Consider the following 21,366-nt stretch of genomic DNA (forward strand, 5'->3'; position numbering starts at 1 on the left):
TTCTTGACATAATGTTTTTTGGAGATATACGATAAAGATAGATGTTCGTAAACAAATAACAAAAAAAGAAGTGATCGAATGTTCCAAGAATTAAAAAACAAGACACTATTAGACAATGAATTACGTGATTTAATTGTTCCAATGGAAAAAGTGGCACATGTACAATTAAAAAACCCATTAGAGCATGCATTGCTTGTATTAATCAAGTCAGGTTATACTGTTATACCCGTACTTGACCCAACGCTTAAACTGCATGGAATTATTAGTAATTCACTTATTCTCGACTCATTATTAGGTGTTGAGCAATTTGAACTCGAACGGTTATCTGATCAAACCGTTTCTGATGTAATGAATACGAATGTACCGATGATCAAGAAAGAAGATACATTCGCCCGAGCCCTTAATTTATCAATAAACCACCCATTTTTATGTGTCGTTAATGATGAACAAGAGTTTTTAGGGATTTTAACACGCAGGTCTATTCTGGCGCTAGTCAGTAAATATTTGCATACGCAAGAGGTTAAGTAGTCTATCGAGCTTAAGTTAAGCGGTAACTAACAAAAAGGAAGTATTGATATTTTCTTATATTCCTATTACAATAGTAAAAGATAAAAATCGAATATGAATCTTCGGGGTTAGGTGAAATTCCTTACCGGCGGTGATGATTGAGTGTTAATCGTAGCCCGCGACTCTTTTATCGTGATGATTTTGATAAAAGACTGACTTGGTGTGAATCCAAGGCCGACGGTTAAAGTCCGGATGGGAGGAGATCGAATACAGCGTGTTTATTTTCCAAAATAATAAAACTACACGTTTATTTGGTAAGCCTTCTTTTTATAATAAAAAGAAGGCTTTCTCTATGTAAGATTCCATATTCAAACCAAAAAAGGAGTTTGAATCATGGTACAAAATTTACAGTCAGACAAGAAGCAAAAACTAATGAAAAATGGTTTTTGGTTCGTGGCCATCGGTGCTGCATTTTGGGGTATTAATCCGCTTTTTAGAATGCTATTATTAGACAGTTTTACATCCGCACAAATTGTTTTGCTTGAACATGTGTTACTTATGGTTATTGCCCTACCTTTGCTGTGGGTTAACCGTGCAGATTTAAAATCAGTCAAGCTAAAGCATGTCGGTGCGATTATTTTTATTGCTTGGGGCGGGTCTGCTTTTGCGACAATTTTATTTACGCTTGGCTTAACGTATGGAGAAATTAATGTCGTTTTGTTATTACAGCAGCTTCAACCACTCTTTGCGATATTTCTTGCAAGAATTATTTTAAAAGAAGCCTTACCTAAACATTTTACAACGGCTGTTATCATTGCGTTATTAGGTACTTATTTGCTTACATTTGGATTCGCTTTTCCATTCCATTCATTTGGTGACTTTTTCCAAACGGCGAGTTTATTATCAATCGCAGCCGCAGCATTATGGGGCGGTTCCACCGTGATGGGTCGTTATTTGTTACATGATATGAAGTATGAGACGGTTACTGCGTTACGTTTTATTGTGGCACTACCTTTATTAATCATGATTGTTGCCTTTCAAGGGGCTGCCTGGTCGATACCAGCAACAGCTGGCTCATCCGCTTTATTATTTGTTAATTTAGCTGCTTCAGCCTTAATACCTGGCTTACTAAGTATCCTTATCTATTATAAGGGCTTAGCGAATACAAAAGCATCTCTTGCAACGATAGCAGAGTTAAGTTTTCCTACCGTTGCCTTAGTCATTAACTGGTTTGCCTTTAATGAAGTCATTACAATTCCTCAATTAGTCGGGTTTTTATTCATATGGGGGACGATGTACTTTTTATCTATACAAAAAAATCCACTTAAAAAAAGAGATAAAAGCAAACATGAACCACTTACCTCACACTAATAGAAAAATCCAATGGGCTCTTTAATAAGCCAATTGGATTTTTTTCATTTGTTTTTCTCGACTACGAAACATCCGATTAAAAAAGAAGCGTAAAAACATACTTGGCCATTTAGACTCGACTGTCATTGTATCAACCATCACTGTACGACTCTGAAAAGTTTCAAACCGGTGGTCGTGACGCCAAAATGTAAACGGGTAAGGAGGCTTGACAGCTATATCGGTAAATGAATAACATTCGGGGTTATTTTTTAAAGTCGCATGCCACTCATACGAATAAAAAGAATAGCCAAAGTGAATCGCTAAGTCCCCCTGCCTAGATTCTGAGACATCAACAATTGGTGGAAACTTTGTGATAAACTTAATGTTAGATGGGGTTGAAAAAAAGGACCACGCCTCATCTATCGAACAAGCAAGTATTGTTCTATATTCAAAAATTTTCACATTCATCTTTATTCCACCCTTTTCGTTAGGACTGAAAACCATTGATACCTAGATCGTTTATACTTAATATAATTATGGCTTCTAGTTTACTTTTTATCAGCTTTACATGGCAACCATTATCATTTTGGATGTTATTTTCAATTTCTTATGTTCTCTTAATCCTGATCGCCCTTTTGCAGAGCAAACCTGTCATTCCATTACATCATCAACACGGATGGCTTGTCGCTTTTATAGGCGGTATCGGCATTTACCTTTTATTTGCGATAGGAAAAGCGTTCCTAATTCTCTTCCAAATTCCATTACTTGAATCTTTAGAACAGCTATATCAACTTGTCCAGCCAAACAGCTGGATACAGTGGCTCTGTTTATTCATCATTATTATTCCAGGGGAAGAGCTTTTTTGGCGATATTACGTTCTGAACAGAGCATTAGTACAATTTTCACCACAGCATTCCATCCTGCTCGCCACTTTATTATATAGTGCTGTACACCTTTTCTCTGGTTCCATACTGCTCGTTTTGGCCGCATTTATAGCCGGTTTCATTTGGAATGTCTTATATTATTACACGAAAAATATCTTTGCCGTTATTTGGTCTCATATTGTCTTTAATATCTGTCTGCTTATCTTATTTCCTTTATTATAACAAAGGGGAACGCTCCATAAAAAGGTGATGAAGCCATTAAGCTTCATCACCTTTTAAAACATTTATGCATAAATATTGATCAATAATCCCTTAATTTCCCCAACCATATCAAGAATATCAAGGCCCGATTTTTCTTTTTCTAAAACGGCATTGGTTAAAGCTAATAACTTTTCATCTACCTGCTCTACAATCTTATATATCTTTGTTCGACCTCTACGATTAAACCCACGTTTTTCCTCTAAACTTAAACCGTGTTCCACCGCTTCTCCAACAAATTCTTTAATTAATTGCTTATACTTTCTCAACTCTTCAACTGTTCTCGACTCAGAAAGTGTCTTCCCTTGATCCTCAATTTTCCCCATCAATTCACGTAAACGGTGCTCTGCTGCATGATCTCTTTTATTAGACATCACTTCAGAAAATGAAACAGAAGCATTCGTTTGTGACGTAGTCCGCGGAGATGGTTTCCCTACACCTGTTGTTGCAATACGCTGAACATCCATCTGTATTCACCTAATTCTTTTGTCTTATAATCACCCTTCATCTTACTACGTTAAATCATTTTATCAAAGTAAAGCTGTGGCTCGTATATCCTTAGTAAGTATGGAAAACAACAATCAGCTTATTATTGTAATAACTGTAACACACCTTGTGGTAGCTGATTAGCTTGAGCAAGCATTGCTGTTGCCGATTGATTCAAAATATTGTTTCGAGTAAATTCGGTCATTTCTAAAGCCATATCTGCATCTCTAATTCGTGATTCAGAAGCCGTTAAGTTTTCATGCGTCACTTGTAAATTATTAATCGTATGTTCCAAACGATTTTGAACAGCTCCTAATTTGGCTCTAGCATCCGATAATTTATTAATCGCTTGGTCAATACGAAAGATAGCGTCATTGGCCGCATCATTCGAAAGAACATTGACACCCTCAATTCCCAACGTCACAACATCCATTTGTGGAATATCAATCATCACATTTTGATTCGTATTAGGCCCGATTTGGAAAGAAAGTGCGTTATTTGTAACGGTGAAATTTAGTGAATCCTCATTTATATTCGATTTAAATTGATAATCGATTCCCCCGTGTTTGAATTTACCATTGACAGAGGTTACCTCTCTTGCTGCTTGAACTGGTCTACCCTCATCATTTGAATCAGGATCAACTCCACTCATATCTCTTAATTCAAACGTTGCGGTTACTTCCACCTTCACTTTAACTGTACCAGCAGAGCTAATATTTTGCGTGTTTATGGATAAACCAAAGATTTCAGTGGCTTCTTCTCCACCTTCTCCTGCTTCTTCACTAGTTCCAACAGGTACAGACTCTACTCCTAAAGATAACCCATCTGGATCAATGACCTCGATTTTGGCATAGCCATTCTCGACTTCACGAATATTAATCGTGTATTCTCCGAGTTTCATATTGCTTTCATTTTCGTCTTCACCAAAATTCGCTATCGTGATATCTTCACCTGACAATCCTGCTGAAGGCTGAGTCATTGTATACGTAGGAGAGACATCACTAATAACAACTTGGTAATCACCAGACTTCAGGTTCGCATCTGTCACAACAGGAAATCCATCTAAATTAATATCATTAGAACCTTGATCAAAAGTTGTCAACACGGCACTAAAACCGTTTAGTAGTTTTCTCGTATTAAACTCGGTTTTTTCTGAAATGCTGTCAATTTCTGTCATCAGTTGGTCGATTTCTTTTTGGATTTGTTCACGGTCATACTCGGTATTTGTATCGTTGGAAGCTTGAACAGCAAGCTCACGCATCCGTTGCAACATCGTATGAACTTCCTGCATCGCTCCTTCAGATGTTTGCATTAATGAAATTCCATCCATTGCGTTTCTTTCTGCCATCTTCAGGCCACGGATTTGAGAACGCATTTTTTCAGAAATCGCGAGTCCAGCTGCGTCATCTGCCGCTCGGTTAATACGTAAACCAGACGATAGTCTTTCTAGGTTTTTAGATGTTTGAAATTGATTTTGATAAAGATTACGGTAGGCATTTAACGCTTGAATATTGTTATTAATTTTCATTAAAATAAACCCCTTTATAAATGATTAACTTTCATAAATCGCGTGTTTCTCGTATCTATTTTTCTTACTTTTTATCATCGCCGATTCTTGGTCTTTCCCTTTTACTAGTGCCGTTTGCCAAGCACTCATAATCGTTTCAAGAATTGAAATAACCTCTTCTACCTTCTGCTTGTTCTTATGTAAATTGGCTATAAACAATTGATCGGTCATATATTGATATAGTTGCTCCAACTGGTCTGTTATTATTCCTGCTTCATAATTCAAGCCAGAACCTAAACGAACTAAAATGTCTGAGGCTTTTTGAAGCTTGATGTTTACTTCTACGTAATCCTTGGCTTCAAATGCCGCTATCGCATCTTCTAAATGAATGATACACCCCTCATACAACAAACTCGTTATTTCTTGGGATGACTTCTGATAAACCCATTCTTCTGACAATCGCCCAACCAATGATTTCCCTCCTAAATCGCCTTGTTACTGATTGTATCGGTTACATTCTCTTATTTTTAAGCGTCTTTTTCTAATCTTTCTACCATTAATAAAATCTCTGCCATTACTGAATAGAGCTGTGGCGGAATTTGGTCACCTAAATCAACTTCTAAGAGATTAGCTAATAGTGTAGAATCCTCCTGCATATCAACTTGATGCTCTTTGGCCAAATTAATAATGTGATTTGCCAACTGCCCTCTACCTTGAGCGACCACTTTTGGGGCATCAGATCCTTCATCATACCGTATCACTGCCGCGCTTTTACCATTCAGTTGTTGCCTTTTAGACGTATTCACATATTGATAATGATTCATATTTTGTAGTCAAATCCTTTCTCTGTGAACACAGCTTGTTGAGGAGTTTCTATGAGTTCTTGCGTACTTGACTGCTCATCCTTTTTATCCTCTTCATTCAATCGTTCAAATTTTATCGCATGGACATTAAAGCCGATTTCTTGTAAATGTGACGTAGCCTCATTTGCTAAAGTGGCTAAACGCTGCTCTAAGAGTGGGTGATCACTTTTTAATGATACGGATAATTGGCGATTAGACACACTTATTGATATACCTAATTCACCTAGCTTTTTGGTTTCTAATAAAAAATATAAAGAACAGTTTTCCCAATCCAATTGTTCACCTTGCTGTCTTGATTTCAAGAAAAGCTGAATATTCTCCGTGTCTCCCCCTAATAAATATGGGATTTGGATCATTAAGCTTTGAAGATGATTATGTGCATCTGTTCTACTTAAAAGCTGCTGTCCTGTTAAATTTTGTAAGGCTTGCTGTGCTGCTTGATGTTGACGTGATCCCTCTTGCTCGTATTGTAAAATCTGCATGAGTTGAGCTTTGATATTACTAGACTCCGCCACGCTCTGCCTTGCAGAAAATCCTTGTGCGATATCAACCTCACGAGATAACCCTAATTGTCTCATTTGCTCATATAAACCTCTTGCACTCGCTTCTTGAGATGATGGTGGATTATAAGAAGCGGTTGTCGCTTGATTGACTCGTCCGTTTGGTTCTGTCATATAATGTACTTTCGTCTCGGACGGTTTAAATACGAGTGTTTCCATTCCCTTTTGTACTTGTTGAACAATCGCTTTCGCTTGCTGGAACTGACCTGATTGCAGGAGTGTCCTTGCTTCCTGAAGTTGACCACTCATTTTTAATAAAGAGCGTTCCGTTTTCATGTCGGCGAATAAGAGCATCTCACTTTTCATCATCATGTGATCAAGCTTTTTTATCGCTGTTTCGAGTAACGGTTTGCTTTGCTTAGTATTGGGTATTAGCTCTTGCTGTCTGACCCACACATCCAAATGGCGAACGAGGTCACGTCGAGATTGCTGGAAACGATCTGTCAACTGGGCCATCTGTTCTGTAACTGTTGTTACCGCTATTTGTTTTCCTTGTTGCATAACGGGTGTTTGGACCTCTAGTGTCGCGTTTGTTGGTTTTACGATCGCTTGTATTTGTTGAACGAGCTCATTTAGCTGAGTTCTCGCTTTAAGCTCACGTCCACTTGCCAAAAATGTACTAGCTTGATCCAGTTTTTGAGTCAGTGTTTGCTCGTTAATTGGTCCCAATATTTCGACCTGTTGATGAATGAAACTTCTCACTTGTTCCATGACCTGATTTAGATTAGCATCGGTTTGTAAACTTCTCTCGACACCATGTAAGGACGCGGCAGCTTGATGAAGCTGACTTCCACCTTGGTTGTTGACATGCTCAGATGTAGAGAATCGACTTTGATCAGAAGAGGATGTCCCCTGCTGCACACTACCTTCCAGTTGAGCAAGCTGAGTAAGGAATAGCAATAATTGATTAGGGGCCGAGAATTGAGAACGATGTCCCTCAATTAGAGATACTAAGGCTTTTATATTCGCCATGTTTTGCTGCGGTAATGCCTGTTGTGTTACCTGTTGAAGTAACTGGACCATCCGATCGGTATTCGCATGATGTTGACTGCTTGATAAAAGGTCACGCAAAGCCGTGCTAATGACCGGGTGTTCTCGTACTGATATCGGTTTAATCTTTAACTCACTAATTAAATCACTATAATTACCTTGATGTAATGTTTGATGGATACTCCTAAGTTGAGCGATGGTTGGTTCGAGCCTTTTCTGGGCTAAAGCATTAATGGTCGCCATTCTATTAGAAGCATCGTTCCCCTCTGATAGGAAGGTTTGTATAGATCGAATGGCCTCTTGAGAGAGCGGAATCTTATTCGCTTGCAAAATTTCTAGGGCTCGTTTTAATTCCGGACTACCTTTTATATGAGGTACTTGTTGTTGGTTTGTTAGAGCTTGTTCATTTTGAGAAGTACGATTAGGAAGTTCTTTTAACGTGTAGACTCCATCTTTTTCAGCAACGACTTCAACCGTACTACGTGTTTGACTAGGAACCCCCTCCGGAAAATGAGCTTTCACTTCTCTTCCTTTTATTAAAACCGTAGCCTCTGTGGAACTATGCTTTTCTGTTACGGTGACTGCGACCTTCTCACCTGATTTCACCTGGGCTTGTCGCTCATTTGTTTGGCTTGTTTGATAAGTCGGAATCTGTATTTGCATCTCTTTTACTCCTTCATTCTCGCTATATCTTATATCGACATCTTTACTATGATGTTCAATAAAAAAAACGTGACTTCTTTACTGATCTAAAAAGTCACGTTGGAAACTCGTTCTTATATAGGAAGGTTCTTTTTCCTCTTTTTTACTTAATTGATCCGTCTTCACAAAAACATCCGCTCCAAACTTCGCTTTCATCTGATCAACCATTTGCTTTAACTGATGCTTTTTTTCTTCCTCTTTGTAATGAAATAAGTCAAGCTGCTTGTAGGCATGCTGCTGTTCAACTAAATCATACGTACTAATCCCGAGTAAACGAATATATTGGTTGTTCCACGAAATGAGAAATAGCCTACTAATCTCTTGATAAATTTCATCCGCAGATTGAATCGGGTTGTCTAATTGATAACTTTTCGTTGTCGTTTTCCAATCAGCATAACGAATCATTAACTGAACCCCGAAAGCACAGACACCTTTTCTTTTCAAGCGCAGTTCAACTAACTGAGCTAATCGTTTTAATTCCTTGTTAATCTTTTCTTCGTTCATCGTATCATATGGTAACGTTGTTGAATGTCCGATACTTTTAAATTCATAGATAGAGTTAGGATCTATCACTCGATTATCAATACCTTGGGCACGTTCTTTTAAATCGATTGCATGTGAACCAAAATGTTGTTCAAGAAAATGTGGTTCCGCCAAAGCTAGCTCACCTATCGTTGTAATTTTATATTTTTTCCATTTCTCAACCGTTCTTTTACCGATGCCATACATCTCACTAATATCTAGTGGCCATAACATTTGCGGGATATCCCGTTTCCTCAATACCGTAATACCTTTTGGTTTTTTCATATCACTGGCCATTTTTGCTAAAAATTTATTAGGTGCAATCCCTATACTGCACGGTAAATCCATTTCCTTCAGTAATCGACTTTGGATTTCCTCCGCAAGCTGGATCGGGTTGCCTTCTTGTAAATAATAGGTTGCATCTAAAAAGCCCTCATCTATGGATACAGGCTCTACTAATGGTGTGTAGCCTTTTAACAACTCAAACATTGCTTGAGAAGCTTCTTTATATCTTTGAAAATGAGGAGGAAGCAAAATTAAGTTCGGACATAGCTTTAAAGCCTTCCAAACAGGCATCGTTGTTTTTACACCTTTCGCTCTTGCTTCATAACTACTCGTGACAATAATCCCTTTTCTTTTTTCGACATTGCCTGCTATCGCAATCGGTTTGTTTTTTAAGTCTGGATTATAAGCCATTTCAACCGATGCATAAAAGCTATTCATATCGATATGGAAAATAACACGCCTACTCATCCAAACTCACCTCTCATCCCATATCCTTGTCTCTTTATTTTATACGAAAATCCGTTCGCCCTCAACCGTTCTATCTACTCTATATAAGGGATATCTTTTATGAACATAACTTGAGAACAAACTTTTGTATGACGGCTAGATGGAACCATATCTTAATCTTGTGCAAAAAAAAGCTGTATGGAAGTTAATTCTTCCATACAGCTTTATCGTATCAATGTTCCTCTAACACTGCCTCTGCAATATTTACGGAATGGTCTCCAATACGTTCTAAGTTACTAATAATATCAACGAAAACAATACCAGCACTTCCTGTACAAACACCTTCATTTAGACGCTTTATGTGCTTTTTACGTAATGTTCTCTCCATTTTATCAATCTGTTCTTCTTTAACAAGAACTTCCTCTGCTAATTGATGATCTAACGATTGTAAAGCCTCCAATGACTCCTTATATGTTGTTAACGTAAGGTTAATCATCTCTTTTAATTCATTCATTGCTTCCTTAGACAACTCAAACTTATTAGATAGCTGGTAATCAACCAATTCTTTCACATTCTCAATATGGTCACCGACTCTTTCAATGTCACGAACGGCATTAACTAATACCGTATGCAATCTTGTATCAGCCGTTGACATAGTATGACCAGACATACCAGCTAAATAATCCGTTATCGCGTGGTCGAAGGTATTAATAGCTTCTTCATACATTAAGACTAATTCACCATGTTTTTTATCTTTTGAGTCCAAATATTTAGTTGCTTCTTCCATACCTTCAACGGCATGGTTACCCATTCTAATTACTTCCTCACGAGCTTGTCCAAGAGCTACAGATGGAGATTGCTCTAATAACAGTGGACTTAGGTTTGGTTTGTAATCAATGATTTTATCTTCACCAGGAATCAACTTCGTTACAATCCAAGCTAAGACAGCTACGAATGGTAATTGAATAAGTGTGTTCATCACATTATACGAACCGTGAGCAAATGCAATGGTCATTGGCCCATTTAAGTTTAATAATTGCTGTAGATACTCAATTAAAGCTGTAAATGGTACCAATAGTACTAAGAAAAAGACTGCACCTATTAAGTTAAAGACAACATGTGTTAATGCTGCACGTCTTGCTGCAATCGTGGTTCCAATCGCTGCTAATAAAGCAGTAATCGTTGTACCTAAGTTATCACCTAAAAGAACTGGTAAAGCTGCATCTAAAGTCATTGCACCTTCAGCCATGAATCCTTGTAAAATACCAATGGTTGCGGTTGAACTTTGTATAATAATCGTCATAACCGTTCCGACTAGAACCCCGAGCAATGGATTATCACTCATGGTTAACGTCAATGTAGAGAAAGCCTCTAAATCAGCTAATGGCTTCACAGCACCGCCCATCAGCTCTAAGCCATAAAATAAAGCACCAAAGCCAAAGAATACTTGTCCAACGTAGTTAATGACCGGTTTTTTAAAGAAGAAAATTAATGCTGTACCGACAAATAAGATAGGTAGTGCATATTCACCAATATCTATCCCAATAATAAAAGCTGTGACAGTTGTACCGATATTGGCACCCATAATGACACCAATTGCTTGTCTAAGTGTCATAAAACCCGCACTAACTAATCCAACGGTTAAAGCCGTTGTTCCAGAACTCGATTGTATTAAAATTGTTACTAGAATACCTGCAAGAACACCTTTTACAGGGTTAGATGTCATTTTATCTAAAATCTCTCTTAGGCGATTACCTGCTGAGTTTTTAAGGCCATCACCCATAAATTTAATACCAAATAGGAAAATCCCTAAGCCGCCAAGAAAATAAAAGATCGTCTCTTGGATATTAATTTCAACCATTCATTCCACTCCTAGAGGTTATTTTTCTTTTTCCGCATATTAGCATAACTTTTTTTATGATAACTGTAAACACAGATTAGTCATCATTTACACATTTTTAATAATGTAATGCTCACCTTTACAAAACCTTTACAATTGAACCCTTATTTTAATAATAACTCATAAAATATCAGTGAATTTTCTAACATTTTAATTTATATGGTAAATGAAGGGATTTACATTATTAATGTTGAAACACTTACATAATGATTATTGAAAAATTCAAAAATACTGATAAAGAATTGCTTTATTTTTATATGTACGTTAAGGTTAATAAAAGACAGGTTCATATTACAGTTGGGGGTGTTTTGATGTCGATGTATGTAACACACTCAAGTCAACCAAAAGTATACTCTGACCTTCTCGAACATGTCCATAGCACTATTCAAAATTACCGTCTCGTAAATTATCAATCACCATCTATTATTCAACTAGCTGAGATGTTAGGTGAAGATGAAGAAACTATTTTAGAGTGTTTAGAGTTTGGTCGAACAAGCCCTGAATCAAGGACTTTCCATTAGTCATTCGTTCAAAGGTTAGTATGTCCCAAAATTCAACATAGATTCCTACTTTATAGGATCATATAAAAAAGAAGGTCAAGTGCGACCTTCAAAAATAGTAAAGTCGGAGACATTTTTTGTGTGGAATGTCCCCGACTTTTACTATATGTTTTACAATCAAGTGAGGCTGTCTGTCTTATAAAAGGGATTATAAAAAAGAATGCGATAATCAACTTAATCGCACTCTTTTTTGGGTCATTATGATTGGGTTGTCTGTCTAATGATCGTCACGACAAGCTCTGCTAGTTTATTTAATTCCGTAATTGACATCTTTTCATTTTTCGTATGGATTTCTTCATAACCAACTGCTAAATTCACCGTTGGTATGCCCATCCCGGCAATAATATTAGCATCACTACCACCGCCACTTTGTAGAAGCTTCGGTTCTCTTCCAATTGATTCAATCGCACGTTTGGCTACTTCTACAACTTCATCACCTTCTGAGCGCTTATAACCCGGATACATAATCGTAATATCAACCGTAGCCTTTGTCCCCATTGAAGCTGCTGTCTCTTCAAATGCAGCCTTCATTTTCGAAACTTGCTTTTCTAACTTCTCATTAACAAGCGAACGTGCTTCAGCTAAAATTTCTACGTGATCACATACTATATTCGTTTGAGTGCCACCTTCAAACCGACCAATATTAGCTGTTGTCTCATTGTCTATTCTTCCAAGTGGCATGGAGGAGATAGCCTTGGCCGCTACAGTGATAGCCGATATTCCTTTTTCCGGAGCAACTCCTGCATGAGCCGTTTTTCCATGGACAATAGCTTTAACTTTAGCTTGAAAGGGAGCAGCAACAATAATATCTCCTACAGGTCCATCGCTATCTAGTGCAAACCCATACTTTGCGATTAAATCTTCACGCTGTAGTTGCTTAGCTCCTACTAAACCGGATTCTTCCCCTACAGTAATAATAAATTGTATGTCACCATGATTTAAACCCTGTTCCTTTAGAAAATGAATAGCTTCAATCATAACCGCTAAGCCAGCTTTATCGTCAGCTCCTAAAATCGTCGTACCATCTGTTACGACATAGTCTCCTTCTATAGATGGTTTGACCCCTTTACCTGGTACAACTGTATCCATATGAGATGTGAAATAAATCGGATCAATACCTTCCTGATTAGCAGGTAGCGTACAAATTAAATTACCTGCACCATGTCCTGTTTTACTTGCAGCGTCATCTTCTTTTACTTGTAACCCCAAACTTGTAAATGTTTTCTTCAAATATGTAGCAATTTCACCTTCAAATTTTGTTTCTGAATCAATTTGAACTAATTCTAAAAACTGATTTAATAGTCGTTCTGTGTTAATCATGCGTCTATTCCTCCATCAATTAAAATACTTCATGATCTTACCACGAAGTTAACATGAGATCATCTTTTTGAGTGCTTTATTTAAAAAGTTCGTACAGGTTCTCTTTCTAAAGCTCATACCTAGTATGTTGGTACTTCATTTGGCACTTCATACCGTGATTCAGCTTTTGCTCGTGCTTCTTCGCTTTCCCTACAGGATACCACTTCTTTTTACTCTGGTATGTTGGTACTTCCACCTAATAAAAGCTTCATTAAATGATTATTTTCTTAATACTATGGTATTTTTAGAAAAGCACTTGTACACAGCTTCATTTCCAAGTAAAATAGATGTAGTGAAACTTAGGAGGGTTAGCATGCCACGTAAATTCCAAAAAACTATAATTTATATCATGATTATTACGATGGTACTTGGGACCGTATTAATGGGAGTTAGTTTTTTCTAACATAACCTTAACATTCGATGAGAATTAATTGAATCAACTTATGATTAAAAGGACAAGGTGAATGAGCACCTTGTCCTTTTGTATGAAAGTGCGAACATAGAGCGTTAATCGTCGCTACCGAAAATCATGCTGCGCGTCCTGCCTGGTGGCGGCAAAGTGAGTCGGGCTTCGTCATAAAAGTTACTCCCATACTCGAGTGCAGGGCTCAATTGACCGCTGCTAAAATCTTACATAGCACCTGCCTGTTTGGCAAGTTCGGTAAAGTCCAAGTTTTGATTGGTAATAAGAACTTTTGTTCCAATTGGAATTTCCTCAAATAATGCTTCTATTTCTTCATTTGGTAAACGGACACAACCAGCCGTCACATATTGCCCAATCTTTTCTGGATGATTCGTTCCGTGAATACCATAAATGCGTCCATCGGTTCCTTTCGCGTCAAAGCCAATCCAACGTGTGCCTAATGGATTATTCGGACTACCTCCTTCAATATCTAACTTTCGATAATAAGGATTCTCCGCTTTTACGACAATCGTGAATTCACCTAGCGGAGTTGCATTAACGATATGTCCACTAGCAACATCATGAATGCTTTGAATCTTCCCTTCATTAATAAACGCCAGTTCATTTTTCGCCGTATCAATAATCAGATAGGGATCACCTACAGTCGGATTGACTCCTAGCGGCCAAATCGGTGATAAATATGCGAGCATCGTACAAAATAAAATCAAACCTCTAATCAAAATTAATACCTACTTTCGACTTATCTGTTTCTTTATTCTGCTGCTTTGAGGTCAGTTTTATCCACTTCATTCCATAATCGATCTTTTATTAATAAATATTGCTCTAACTCATAAAGGATATAAGAAAGATTAGAGCGTTCCTCAAACTCCTGTTGACTTTTAGGTAATTCCAATTTCCGAAAATCATTTCGTATTTCTGCTAACTCCCCTAAAAAATAGGCTACATAGTTATTAGGGCTTACTGCTTTAGCTAGCTCTTCAATAAATCGTGCCACTTTTTGAGACTCAGGAGAATTTGCATGTAAAACGGATACAAATGGCATCATCCGCTCAATCACTTCAAATTGTTTTTCACGCATAAGGAAATAATGATAATAATGGTTTTCAAATCTTATTAATTGATTATTAATACTTCTACTTGCCAAACGCCGACCATCTTTTAACACCTGAACAGACTCGTTAATCTCTTTCCCATCCCAGTCCTCATTACCTTCCCGTAAATAAGTTGCCAATTCATTTAATATGTTAGAGATATTCTTTTCAATCTCACGCCTATATTTCCTAAGCTCTTTCTCATCACTAGGCATATAAAGGTTCATACACAAGGCGACCCCAACACCTATAATTATTAGATATAATTCGTTCAAGAAAATTGTCCAAGAAAACTCCTGTAGCACATAAATATGTAATAAAATAACACAGCTCGTTACTAAACCCTCTTGAATTTTCAAAACGACGACAAGAGGTATAAACAATAGAAGAAATAAGCTCAAACTCACAGGATGATAGCCAATCAATTCAAAAAGCGACGCACTTAGTAACAAAGCGAGGACACAGGCTAATATTCTTGCCCAAGAAACGATTAATGAATGTCTTCTTGTCACAGAAATACATAAAATCGTAATAATAGCAGCAGATGAATAAAAATCTAAGTCAAAAAAACGAGCAAGCCCAATGGATATACCTGCCCCTAACGCTGTTTTTAACGTCCGATAACCAATTCGATATTTCGGTAACCTTCTCCATGCTTCACTCACATTCATTCACCCTAGCTTTTCAAAGTTATTCTATATTATACGTGTATATATAAGAATATACTAGAAATCAAAGTATAAAAAAGCGAAAAGTCTCATTGACTTTTCGCCTATATTAAAGAACTTTTTCTAGAAATTCCTGGGCCCTTGCAGATTGTGGATTAGAAAAAAATTGTTCGGGTGTCGCTTCCTCCACTAGTAACCCTTGGTCTAGAAATAAAATACGATCAGCCACTTCTCTAGCAAAGCCCATTTCATGCGTCACAATAGCCATCGTCATTCCGCTATCTGCTAAATCCTTCATAACAGCTAACACTTCCTTGACCATCTCTGGATCAAGTGCTGAAGTCGGCTCATCGAATAACATCATCTCAGGCTCCATCGCTAAAGCTCTGGCAATCGCAACACGTTGTTTTTGACCACCAGATAAACGATTAGGATACGTATCCTTTTTCTCGAGTAATCCAACCTTCTCCAAAAGCTCTTCTGCTTTACTTAGAGCCACTTGTTTAGTTTGACCTTTCACTTTCAAAGGAGCATACGTTATATTCTCAAGTACTGTCATATGTGGAAATAGATGAAAGTGCTGGAAAACCATACCGATTTTTTGTCTGACTTTATTAATATCCACTTTAGATTTGGTAATCTCAATATCACCAATAAAAATTTGGCCACTAGTCGCTTCTTCTAGCTGGTTCAGACAACGTAAAAACGTTGACTTACCCGAACCGGATGGACCAATAATAGCGACGACATCACCTTTAGCAATTTCTGTAGAGATCCCTTTAAGTACCTCATTTTTTCCAAAGTTTTTTGTTAAAGCTTTTACATTAATCACCGCGTTTTAGCCTCCTTTCAAGGAGTCGACCTATCAAGGTTAATCCCATTACTAATGTATAATAAATAAGACCAACAAATAATAATGTCTCTAAATACAAACCAACTTGGGCATTAACAATTTGAGCCCGTCTCATAATATCCGTAACGGCAATGGTCGAGACAATCGCTGATTCCTTTGTCAAGTTGATGAATTCATTAAATAAAGCAGGCAAGATATTCTTAAACGCTTGCGGTAAAATGATATTTATCATCATATGACGATTCGAAACACCAAGAGCTTTTGATGCTTCGACTTGTCCTTTATCTACCGCTTGAATACCAGCACGTATAATTTCCGAAACATAGGCGGCTGAATTGAGACCAAAAGCTAAAATTCCTGCTTGATAAGCGGTAATATCTATACCCATTTGTGGTAATCCAAAATAAAAAATAGCTAGTTGTAAAATTAACGGCGTTCCTCTAAATAAAGATGTATAAAAATCAGCACCTAATCGTAAGATCGTATACCTACTAATTTTTAAAATAGATATGATAATACCGAGTATTAATCCAATAATTAAAGCTACTGATACAAATGATAATGTTACCCAAACCCCTTGCGTAATATAGGGGATATAAGGAACAATTTGATCAAACTTCAAAAAATCCATCGAAACATCCTTTCTTACGTTTACGAGAAAAGGAGTGATGGATTATTCTACATCACGTACCCATTCATTAATGAGCTCTTCCAATAAACCACTTTCAATCATCTCGTCTAAAACTTCATTAAATTCTTCCACTAAATCACTACCTTTATTAAAGGCAATCGCATAGCCACCTTGATCCTCAGTGTCAATCGCAAATGAAGCAAGTGTATCTTGACGCTCTGTGTAATCAGCTGCAACCGAGTTCTCCATTAAAATACCAGCGATACGACCCGTTTGTAACTCTTGAACCGTTTCTGGGATACGATCAAAAGGTTTGACTTCAAACCCGTACTCCTCACCAAGCTCCTCTGCGGCATCTTGTTGAATAGATCCTAACTGAACACCAATGGTTAAACCTTCTAACTCTTCTAATGTTGTATAACCGTCTTCCTCTAAGAACACCATCTCATTAATCGCATCATAATACTCTGTAGAGAAATCTAGATTTTCTTTTCTATCAGGGGTCGCATTCATTGCTGAGATAGCAAAATCTATACGATCACTTTGTAAAGAAGGCTGTAAGGTAGAAAAATCCATGTTCTCGATTTTCAAATTATACCCTAATTCACTAGTAATATGTTTGGCAATATCAATATCTAAACCAACATACTCTCCTGTTGTAATATCTACAGATTCAAATGGTGGATAATCTGCAGAAGTCCCCATTACTAATGTTTCTGCATTTTCATCCACCTCTGTTTCACCTGAACCTTGATTATTGTCATCAGCTGTTCCACAAGCTGCTAAAAGTCCTACTGATAATACGGCTGTTAAACCAATTTTTGACCATTTCATTTTATTCATTTTTAAAATCCTCCAAGACAATATTTAATAATTATACCCACTTATGCATAATAACACATCATCAAATTATTGAAAACTAGTTTCACAAAAAAAGATGATATTTCTCCATTATCGGAATAGTTAGACTTTTATTTCTTTGGTATGAATGAGAATTCATACTCACTGGTCACTTCATTATACAAACTTAACAGTAAATATTCTTCATTGGGAAAAGGTATATAATTCATCATTGCTTATGATAAATGTTGAGGGCTTTCTCTGCCTGGGAACGTAATCAAAGAGGACTTGTTCAACTAGTATACTCAAAAAAAAAAAGATGGGAAACACTCCCCATCTTTTTCCATTAAGAATCTATATTTTACTCGAAGTCACCGCCCATGTCGCCGCCTTCTTCGCCATCCATCTCTAGCTCAGGGTTTTCATTTAATGCTGGGTCTTCCATTTCTCCATCTCCACCACATGCTGCTAACATACTCACTGAAATTGCACCGGCTGCCAACATATACAAGAATTTTTTACTCATTATAAAACGCCTCCTAATTAGATTCATAGTTTTAATTTGGTGATGCCCATTTCTAAGTTGTTTCGCTGTTCTACTTTTATACTACCCGATAGTAACTAGAGAAATAACATAAATTGTTCCATTTACATCCTTTCACAACAGCTCAGAGATTGTTTGATTTTCTCACACATCTTTTTAAAATTTATTTGGCATTCCCATAGATGATACAGATAAGATATCGACATGTAAGGGATAAACCTAAAAATTAAGCGAAAATTCACTCAATCATTCTATTTAGCTAACATTTATATGAGTAACTTTGATCCATAGCAAGGTGTCGCTTTAATTAACGTGGTTTACGTTTAATTATAATTATCTGTTCTATCTAAATTACATAGAGCATGTACTATCATTAGGAAGGAGGTTTTACATTGACCCCATTTTTCTCTTCACTTCTTTTAGGGATAAGCTTAGCAGCCCCTGTTGGACCAATCTCTGTGGAGATTATTCGTAGAGCCATGAAACATGGATTCTTTAACGGCCTTGTTGTTGGTTTAGGAGGAATAACTGCAGATATCTGTTTTATGCTACTTATATTTTGGGGACTTCATCCTCTTTTACAACATGAATATGCCCAGTTTTTTATGTATTCTTTTGGAGCTGTCATCCTTATTTATTTGGCGATAAATAGTTTGGACACTACAAGTATTTCAAAGATGAATAAGCACAGCAATGAACCTGCTCATTCCAAGCAATTAAAGAAATCCTACCAGGTTGGCTTCTTCATTGCCTTATTTAATCCCATTAACATCGTTTTTTGGTTTGCTATATATGGTTCCGTTTTAAGTGAACAATTACAGCAACCTTTTACGCTGATTGCCCTGCATAGCAGTGCTATATTTTTTGGTATCTTATTATGGAATTTAAATATCGCTTTTTTAGCTCATTTCCTACGTACATTAATGAACCCATTCGTTTTCCGCTTTATCCATATAGGTGCTGCTATACTTCTTACCGCCTTTTCCATTCACTTTTTGATTAAAGCTCTAACTATTTTACTCACATAGAAAAAGCCTCCCAAACAAGACTTATTTTAGTCCGAGGAAAGCTTTTTACATTTCTTAAGTTAGCAATACTTCTTCTGGAACCGGAACAAATGCAGGCAAAATCACTTCGACCTTTGTTCCAACATTAACTTCACTTTGCACGTGTAAGAGACCATTGTGATGTTCCAATATTTTATAACAAACCATTAGACCAAGTCCTGTGCCTTTTTCTTTCGTCGAATAAAATGGTTCACCCAACCTTTCAATTCTTTCTGTAGAAATACCACAGCCATTATCTTCGATTTGAATACATACTTGCTCATCGGGGTGATTTTTTAATTTTATAATGATTTTACCGTTTCTTTCGACGGCCTCAATGGCGTTACGAATTAAATTCATAATTGCTTGCTTTAACTGTTTTTCACTACCAAATATTGAAGGTACATGCTCGTATTCAAATTCAACATAGATGTTTTTCAAAATCGACTGCGTTTCTGATAACGTTAATAACTGTTCTAATAACTTTTGTACATTGATACGTTTAAATGGCGTTTCATAATTAGGCTTAGCTAAGGTTAAATATTCAAAGATGATAGATTCAACTCTATCTAATTCTTCCATAATAAGCTTAACAAATTGCTCGTTGTACACCTTCTCCTTTTCAAAAAGCTGCAAAAATCCTTTTACAGATGTTAATGGATTACGAATCTCATGAGCAACACCCGCTGCCATTTGAGCAACAGCAGATAACTTATCTGATTTCCGCAAGATGTCATCCATTCGCTTTCGCTCAGAAACGTCTTTAAAAATCGTCCTAAATGAGGGCTTTCCCCTAAATAAGATAATGGTCGTTGAGGCCTCTACTTCTCGATATTCACCATTTATACAACGTAACCTAAAAATTGTCGTTGTAATTTTCTTCTTATTGGTTAAAAGTAAGCGAATATTTTCCCTTGCTCGCCTGTACTCTTGTCCGATAAATAACTTATTAAGAGGATGTCCAACGATATCACCCTTTTCTTGTGCTTTAAATAATTTCACCCCTGCAGGATTCATATAAATAAAGCGGGTTCCATCGTGTACAGTAATCGTCTCTGGTATATGTTCAACTAAACTTCGATAATGCATTTCACTATCTTTTAAGTATTGTTCAGCTTTTTTTCTTTTCGTAATATTAAGAAAAAAAACCGTGATTTTATCTTCCATTCGATAGGCACGAATATCAAACCAACCATCTAAGCTTGTTAAAAACTCTTCCGAACTAAAGGTTTCTTCACCTGCCAAAAACTGATGGATTTTGTGGGTAATCTCTAAATCTTGTTCTTCTAAAAAATTCCAGAAGTTCATTCTTTTCACTTTCTCAACTTGATCACCAAAAAGTTCAACCGCTCGATAATTCATAAATAATACTTGACCATCAAATTGAATCGTCATCACTGCATCCTTTAAATTCTCTAGTATTAATTGACTCATCCCTTCGAGGTGCTGATGCTGAAACATCCCCTCCTCTTGAGCACGCTTAAAATAGGTAAGTTGTTGATAGTTTTGAACGGGACTTAATTGGAGCAAATAATACGTATTCTGACTTTCACTATCAACGATTGGTGAGATAAAAACTTTCGTCTCCTGGAAGACACCTGATGAACCAAGTAAGTGAATAACCGTTGAAGCCGTGTTATGAGTTAAAACAAACTTAAAATCCGAATCTTCAGTTAATAATTGGTAAAATGATACTTTTAATAATTCTTCTCTCTTAAAACCGAAGCTTTTACAAAACGTTTCGTTCACTTCTAATATTAGCCCGTCCTTATTAATAACAGCTTGCCACGTTGACGTAGCATTAAAACACAGTTGATAAATAGATACCTCCATAACCACATTCTCCTTATATAGTGAAACTTCAGTTTATAGGGCCACTCAACTTACTTTTGGTCGAGTCAATTTAGACCTTTGCAGCCTGTTTTAACTACGTAGACCTCAACTGTCTATTATAGGCAGTCAAACCTTATTTACATTATGAGTTCAGTAATATTATTCGATTTTCCTAAATTAAATCCTCCTCCTTCACAGGAATATTTATCGATTTTTTTGCGACATTTTTCAACAGAATCCATTCATCCCATACTTT

The 21,366-nt window shown here is 36.8% G+C and carries 22 protein-coding genes and 1 riboswitch; of the genes, 6 read left to right on the forward strand and 16 right to left on the reverse strand.

Annotation, left to right across the window (positions count from 1 at the left end; translation table 11 throughout):
• Positions 1-78: 78 nt before the first annotated feature.
• Positions 79-528 carry a cyclic-di-AMP-binding protein CbpB gene (cbpB, locus tag PQ479_RS03920; RefSeq protein WP_047988922.1) on the forward strand — a complete coding sequence of 150 codons (450 nt, stop codon included), beginning with the start codon at positions 79-81 and terminating at the stop codon, positions 526-528.
• Positions 529-621: 93 nt separating this feature from the next.
• A riboswitch (FMN riboswitch) is annotated at positions 622-775 on the forward strand.
• A 125-nt stretch (positions 776-900) separates the two neighbouring features.
• The gene (locus PQ479_RS03925) at positions 901-1,878 is read left to right on the forward strand and encodes a DMT family transporter (protein ID WP_047988921.1); all 978 of its coding nucleotides are present in this window, start codon (positions 901-903) and stop codon (positions 1,876-1,878) included.
• Between the two features lie 21 nt (positions 1,879-1,899).
• Here PQ479_RS03925 and PQ479_RS03930 read toward each other — a convergent pair whose 3' ends face one another.
• Entirely contained in the window at positions 1,900-2,325 is a 426-nt protein-coding gene (locus PQ479_RS03930) for a hypothetical protein (RefSeq protein WP_047988920.1), read from the reverse strand.
• 35 nt (positions 2,326-2,360) lie between these two features.
• Here PQ479_RS03930 and PQ479_RS03935 point away from each other — a divergent pair, with 35 nt between their 5' ends.
• Entirely contained in the window at positions 2,361-2,963 is a 603-nt protein-coding gene (locus tag PQ479_RS03935) for a CPBP family intramembrane glutamic endopeptidase (RefSeq protein WP_273716766.1), read from the forward strand.
• A 62-nt stretch (positions 2,964-3,025) separates the two neighbouring features.
• Here PQ479_RS03935 and PQ479_RS03940 read toward each other — a convergent pair whose 3' ends face one another.
• The 7 genes from PQ479_RS03940 to PQ479_RS03970 all read right to left on the reverse strand — a co-directional run bounded on the left by PQ479_RS03940 (position 3,026) and on the right by PQ479_RS03970 (position 11,222).
• Positions 3,026-3,466 (reverse strand): YaaR family protein, encoded by a 441-nt coding sequence (locus PQ479_RS03940; protein ID WP_047988919.1) that lies wholly within the window; start codon positions 3,464-3,466, stop codon positions 3,026-3,028.
• Positions 3,467-3,588: 122 nt separating this feature from the next.
• Positions 3,589-5,013, reverse strand: coding sequence for a flagellin N-terminal helical domain-containing protein (locus PQ479_RS03945; protein WP_047988918.1), 1,425 nt, complete (start codon positions 5,011-5,013; stop codon positions 3,589-3,591).
• 24 nt (positions 5,014-5,037) lie between these two features.
• Positions 5,038-5,463, reverse strand: a complete 426-nt coding sequence (gene fliS / locus PQ479_RS03950; protein ID WP_047988917.1) for a flagellar export chaperone FliS — start codon at positions 5,461-5,463, stop codon at positions 5,038-5,040.
• A 56-nt stretch (positions 5,464-5,519) separates the two neighbouring features.
• Positions 5,520-5,816 carry an EscU/YscU/HrcU family type III secretion system export apparatus switch protein gene (locus PQ479_RS03955; RefSeq protein ID WP_047988916.1) on the reverse strand — a complete coding sequence of 99 codons (297 nt, stop codon included), beginning with the start codon at positions 5,814-5,816 and terminating at the stop codon, positions 5,520-5,522.
• A complete protein-coding gene (locus PQ479_RS03960) occupies positions 5,813-8,068 on the reverse strand; it encodes a hypothetical protein (protein ID WP_047988915.1) in 2,256 nt (751 codons plus the stop codon). Before PQ479_RS03960 ends, PQ479_RS03955 begins: the two co-directional genes overlap by 4 nt.
• 78 nt (positions 8,069-8,146) lie before the next feature.
• A complete protein-coding gene (locus PQ479_RS03965; protein WP_047988914.1) occupies positions 8,147-9,382 on the reverse strand; it encodes a DNA polymerase IV in 1,236 nt (411 codons plus the stop codon).
• 211 nt (positions 9,383-9,593) lie between these two features.
• Positions 9,594-11,222 (reverse strand): Na/Pi cotransporter family protein, encoded by a 1,629-nt coding sequence (locus PQ479_RS03970; protein WP_047988913.1) that lies wholly within the window; start codon positions 11,220-11,222, stop codon positions 9,594-9,596.
• Between the two features lie 350 nt (positions 11,223-11,572).
• Here PQ479_RS03970 and PQ479_RS03975 point away from each other — a divergent pair, with 350 nt between their 5' ends.
• Positions 11,573-11,782: a hypothetical protein gene (locus PQ479_RS03975; protein ID WP_273716768.1), complete on the forward strand. Its 210-nt coding sequence runs from the start codon at positions 11,573-11,575 to the stop codon at positions 11,780-11,782.
• A gap of 237 nt (positions 11,783-12,019) precedes the next feature.
• On the opposite strand, the gene PQ479_RS03980 is transcribed toward PQ479_RS03975, so the two are convergent.
• Complete coding sequence (locus PQ479_RS03980; RefSeq protein WP_047988911.1) at positions 12,020-13,141, reverse strand: M20/M25/M40 family metallo-hydrolase; 1,122 nt, start codon at positions 13,139-13,141, stop codon at positions 12,020-12,022.
• 352 nt (positions 13,142-13,493) lie between these two features.
• Between PQ479_RS03980 and prli42 the strand changes: the two genes are divergently transcribed.
• Entirely contained in the window at positions 13,494-13,583 is a 90-nt protein-coding gene (gene prli42 / locus PQ479_RS03985) for a stressosome-associated protein Prli42 (RefSeq protein WP_273716770.1), read from the forward strand.
• Between the two features lie 227 nt (positions 13,584-13,810).
• Here the strand turns inward: prli42 and PQ479_RS03990 are convergent, their stop codons facing one another.
• The 6 genes from PQ479_RS03990 to PQ479_RS04015 all read right to left on the reverse strand — a co-directional run bounded on the left by PQ479_RS03990 (position 13,811) and on the right by PQ479_RS04015 (position 18,213).
• Positions 13,811-14,293 carry a L,D-transpeptidase gene (locus PQ479_RS03990; protein ID WP_047989571.1) on the reverse strand — a complete coding sequence of 161 codons (483 nt, stop codon included), beginning with the start codon at positions 14,291-14,293 and terminating at the stop codon, positions 13,811-13,813.
• Positions 14,294-14,355: 62 nt separating this feature from the next.
• Positions 14,356-15,360 carry an aromatic acid exporter family protein gene (locus PQ479_RS03995; RefSeq protein WP_420535520.1) on the reverse strand — a complete coding sequence of 335 codons (1,005 nt, stop codon included), beginning with the start codon at positions 15,358-15,360 and terminating at the stop codon, positions 14,356-14,358.
• A 112-nt stretch (positions 15,361-15,472) separates the two neighbouring features.
• Complete coding sequence (locus PQ479_RS04000; RefSeq protein WP_047988908.1) at positions 15,473-16,195, reverse strand: amino acid ABC transporter ATP-binding protein; 723 nt, start codon at positions 16,193-16,195, stop codon at positions 15,473-15,475.
• The gene (locus PQ479_RS04005) at positions 16,188-16,847 is read right to left on the reverse strand and encodes an amino acid ABC transporter permease (protein WP_047988907.1); all 660 of its coding nucleotides are present in this window, start codon (positions 16,845-16,847) and stop codon (positions 16,188-16,190) included. Before PQ479_RS04005 ends, PQ479_RS04000 begins: the two co-directional genes overlap by 8 nt.
• Positions 16,848-16,889: 42 nt before the next feature.
• Positions 16,890-17,690 (reverse strand): transporter substrate-binding domain-containing protein, encoded by an 801-nt coding sequence (locus tag PQ479_RS04010; RefSeq protein WP_053070407.1) that lies wholly within the window; start codon positions 17,688-17,690, stop codon positions 16,890-16,892.
• A 358-nt stretch (positions 17,691-18,048) separates the two neighbouring features.
• Entirely contained in the window at positions 18,049-18,213 is a 165-nt protein-coding gene (locus tag PQ479_RS04015) for a hypothetical protein (RefSeq protein WP_273716772.1), read from the reverse strand.
• Between the two features lie 410 nt (positions 18,214-18,623).
• Here PQ479_RS04015 and PQ479_RS04020 point away from each other — a divergent pair, with 410 nt between their 5' ends.
• Positions 18,624-19,259: a LysE family translocator gene (locus PQ479_RS04020; protein WP_047988906.1), complete on the forward strand. Its 636-nt coding sequence runs from the start codon at positions 18,624-18,626 to the stop codon at positions 19,257-19,259.
• A gap of 54 nt (positions 19,260-19,313) precedes the next feature.
• Here the strand turns inward: PQ479_RS04020 and PQ479_RS04025 are convergent, their stop codons facing one another.
• On the reverse strand, positions 19,314-21,110 hold the full coding sequence (locus PQ479_RS04025; RefSeq protein ID WP_047988905.1) for a PAS domain-containing protein: 1,797 nt from the start codon (positions 21,108-21,110) through the stop codon (positions 19,314-19,316).
• Positions 21,111-21,366: the final 256 nt, after the last annotated feature.

This window comes from Alkalihalobacillus pseudalcaliphilus (assembly GCF_028610675.1).
Taxonomy (GTDB): domain Bacteria; phylum Bacillota; class Bacilli; order Bacillales; family Bacillaceae_D; genus Alkalihalobacillus; species Alkalihalobacillus pseudalcaliphilus.

Bases quoted from the DNA above. Each gene is read 5' to 3' on its own strand.
- PQ479_RS03980 (WP_047988911.1), bottom strand. From the start codon at position 13,141: ATGATTAACACAGAACGACTATTAAATCAGTTTTTAGAATTAGTTCAA.
- prli42 (WP_273716770.1), top strand. From the start codon at position 13,494: ATGCCACGTAAATTCCAAAAAACTATAATTTATATCATGATTATTACG.
- PQ479_RS04010 (WP_053070407.1), bottom strand. From the start codon at position 17,690: ATGAATAAAATGAAATGGTCAAAAATTGGTTTAACAGCCGTATTATCA.
- PQ479_RS04005 (WP_047988907.1), bottom strand. From the start codon at position 16,847: ATGGATTTTTTGAAGTTTGATCAAATTGTTCCTTATATCCCCTATATT.
- PQ479_RS03990 (WP_047989571.1), bottom strand. From the start codon at position 14,293: ATGCTCGCATATTTATCACCGATTTGGCCGCTAGGAGTCAATCCGACT.
- PQ479_RS03925 (WP_047988921.1), top strand. From the start codon at position 901: ATGGTACAAAATTTACAGTCAGACAAGAAGCAAAAACTAATGAAAAAT.
- PQ479_RS04025 (WP_047988905.1), bottom strand. From the start codon at position 21,110: ATGGAGGTATCTATTTATCAACTGTGTTTTAATGCTACGTCAACGTGG.
- PQ479_RS03955 (WP_047988916.1), bottom strand. From the start codon at position 5,816: ATGAATCATTATCAATATGTGAATACGTCTAAAAGGCAACAACTGAAT.
- PQ479_RS03970 (WP_047988913.1), bottom strand. From the start codon at position 11,222: ATGGTTGAAATTAATATCCAAGAGACGATCTTTTATTTTCTTGGCGGC.
- PQ479_RS04015 (WP_273716772.1), bottom strand. From the start codon at position 18,213: ATGAGTAAAAAATTCTTGTATATGTTGGCAGCCGGTGCAATTTCAGTG.
- PQ479_RS03960 (WP_047988915.1), bottom strand. From the start codon at position 8,068: ATGCAAATACAGATTCCGACTTATCAAACAAGCCAAACAAATGAGCGA.
- PQ479_RS03965 (WP_047988914.1), bottom strand. From the start codon at position 9,382: ATGAGTAGGCGTGTTATTTTCCATATCGATATGAATAGCTTTTATGCA.
- PQ479_RS03975 (WP_273716768.1), top strand. From the start codon at position 11,573: ATGTCGATGTATGTAACACACTCAAGTCAACCAAAAGTATACTCTGAC.
- PQ479_RS03930 (WP_047988920.1), bottom strand. From the start codon at position 2,325: ATGAATGTGAAAATTTTTGAATATAGAACAATACTTGCTTGTTCGATA.
- cbpB (WP_047988922.1), top strand. From the start codon at position 79: ATGTTCCAAGAATTAAAAAACAAGACACTATTAGACAATGAATTACGT.
- PQ479_RS03945 (WP_047988918.1), bottom strand. From the start codon at position 5,013: ATGAAAATTAATAACAATATTCAAGCGTTAAATGCCTACCGTAATCTT.
- PQ479_RS03940 (WP_047988919.1), bottom strand. From the start codon at position 3,466: ATGGATGTTCAGCGTATTGCAACAACAGGTGTAGGGAAACCATCTCCG.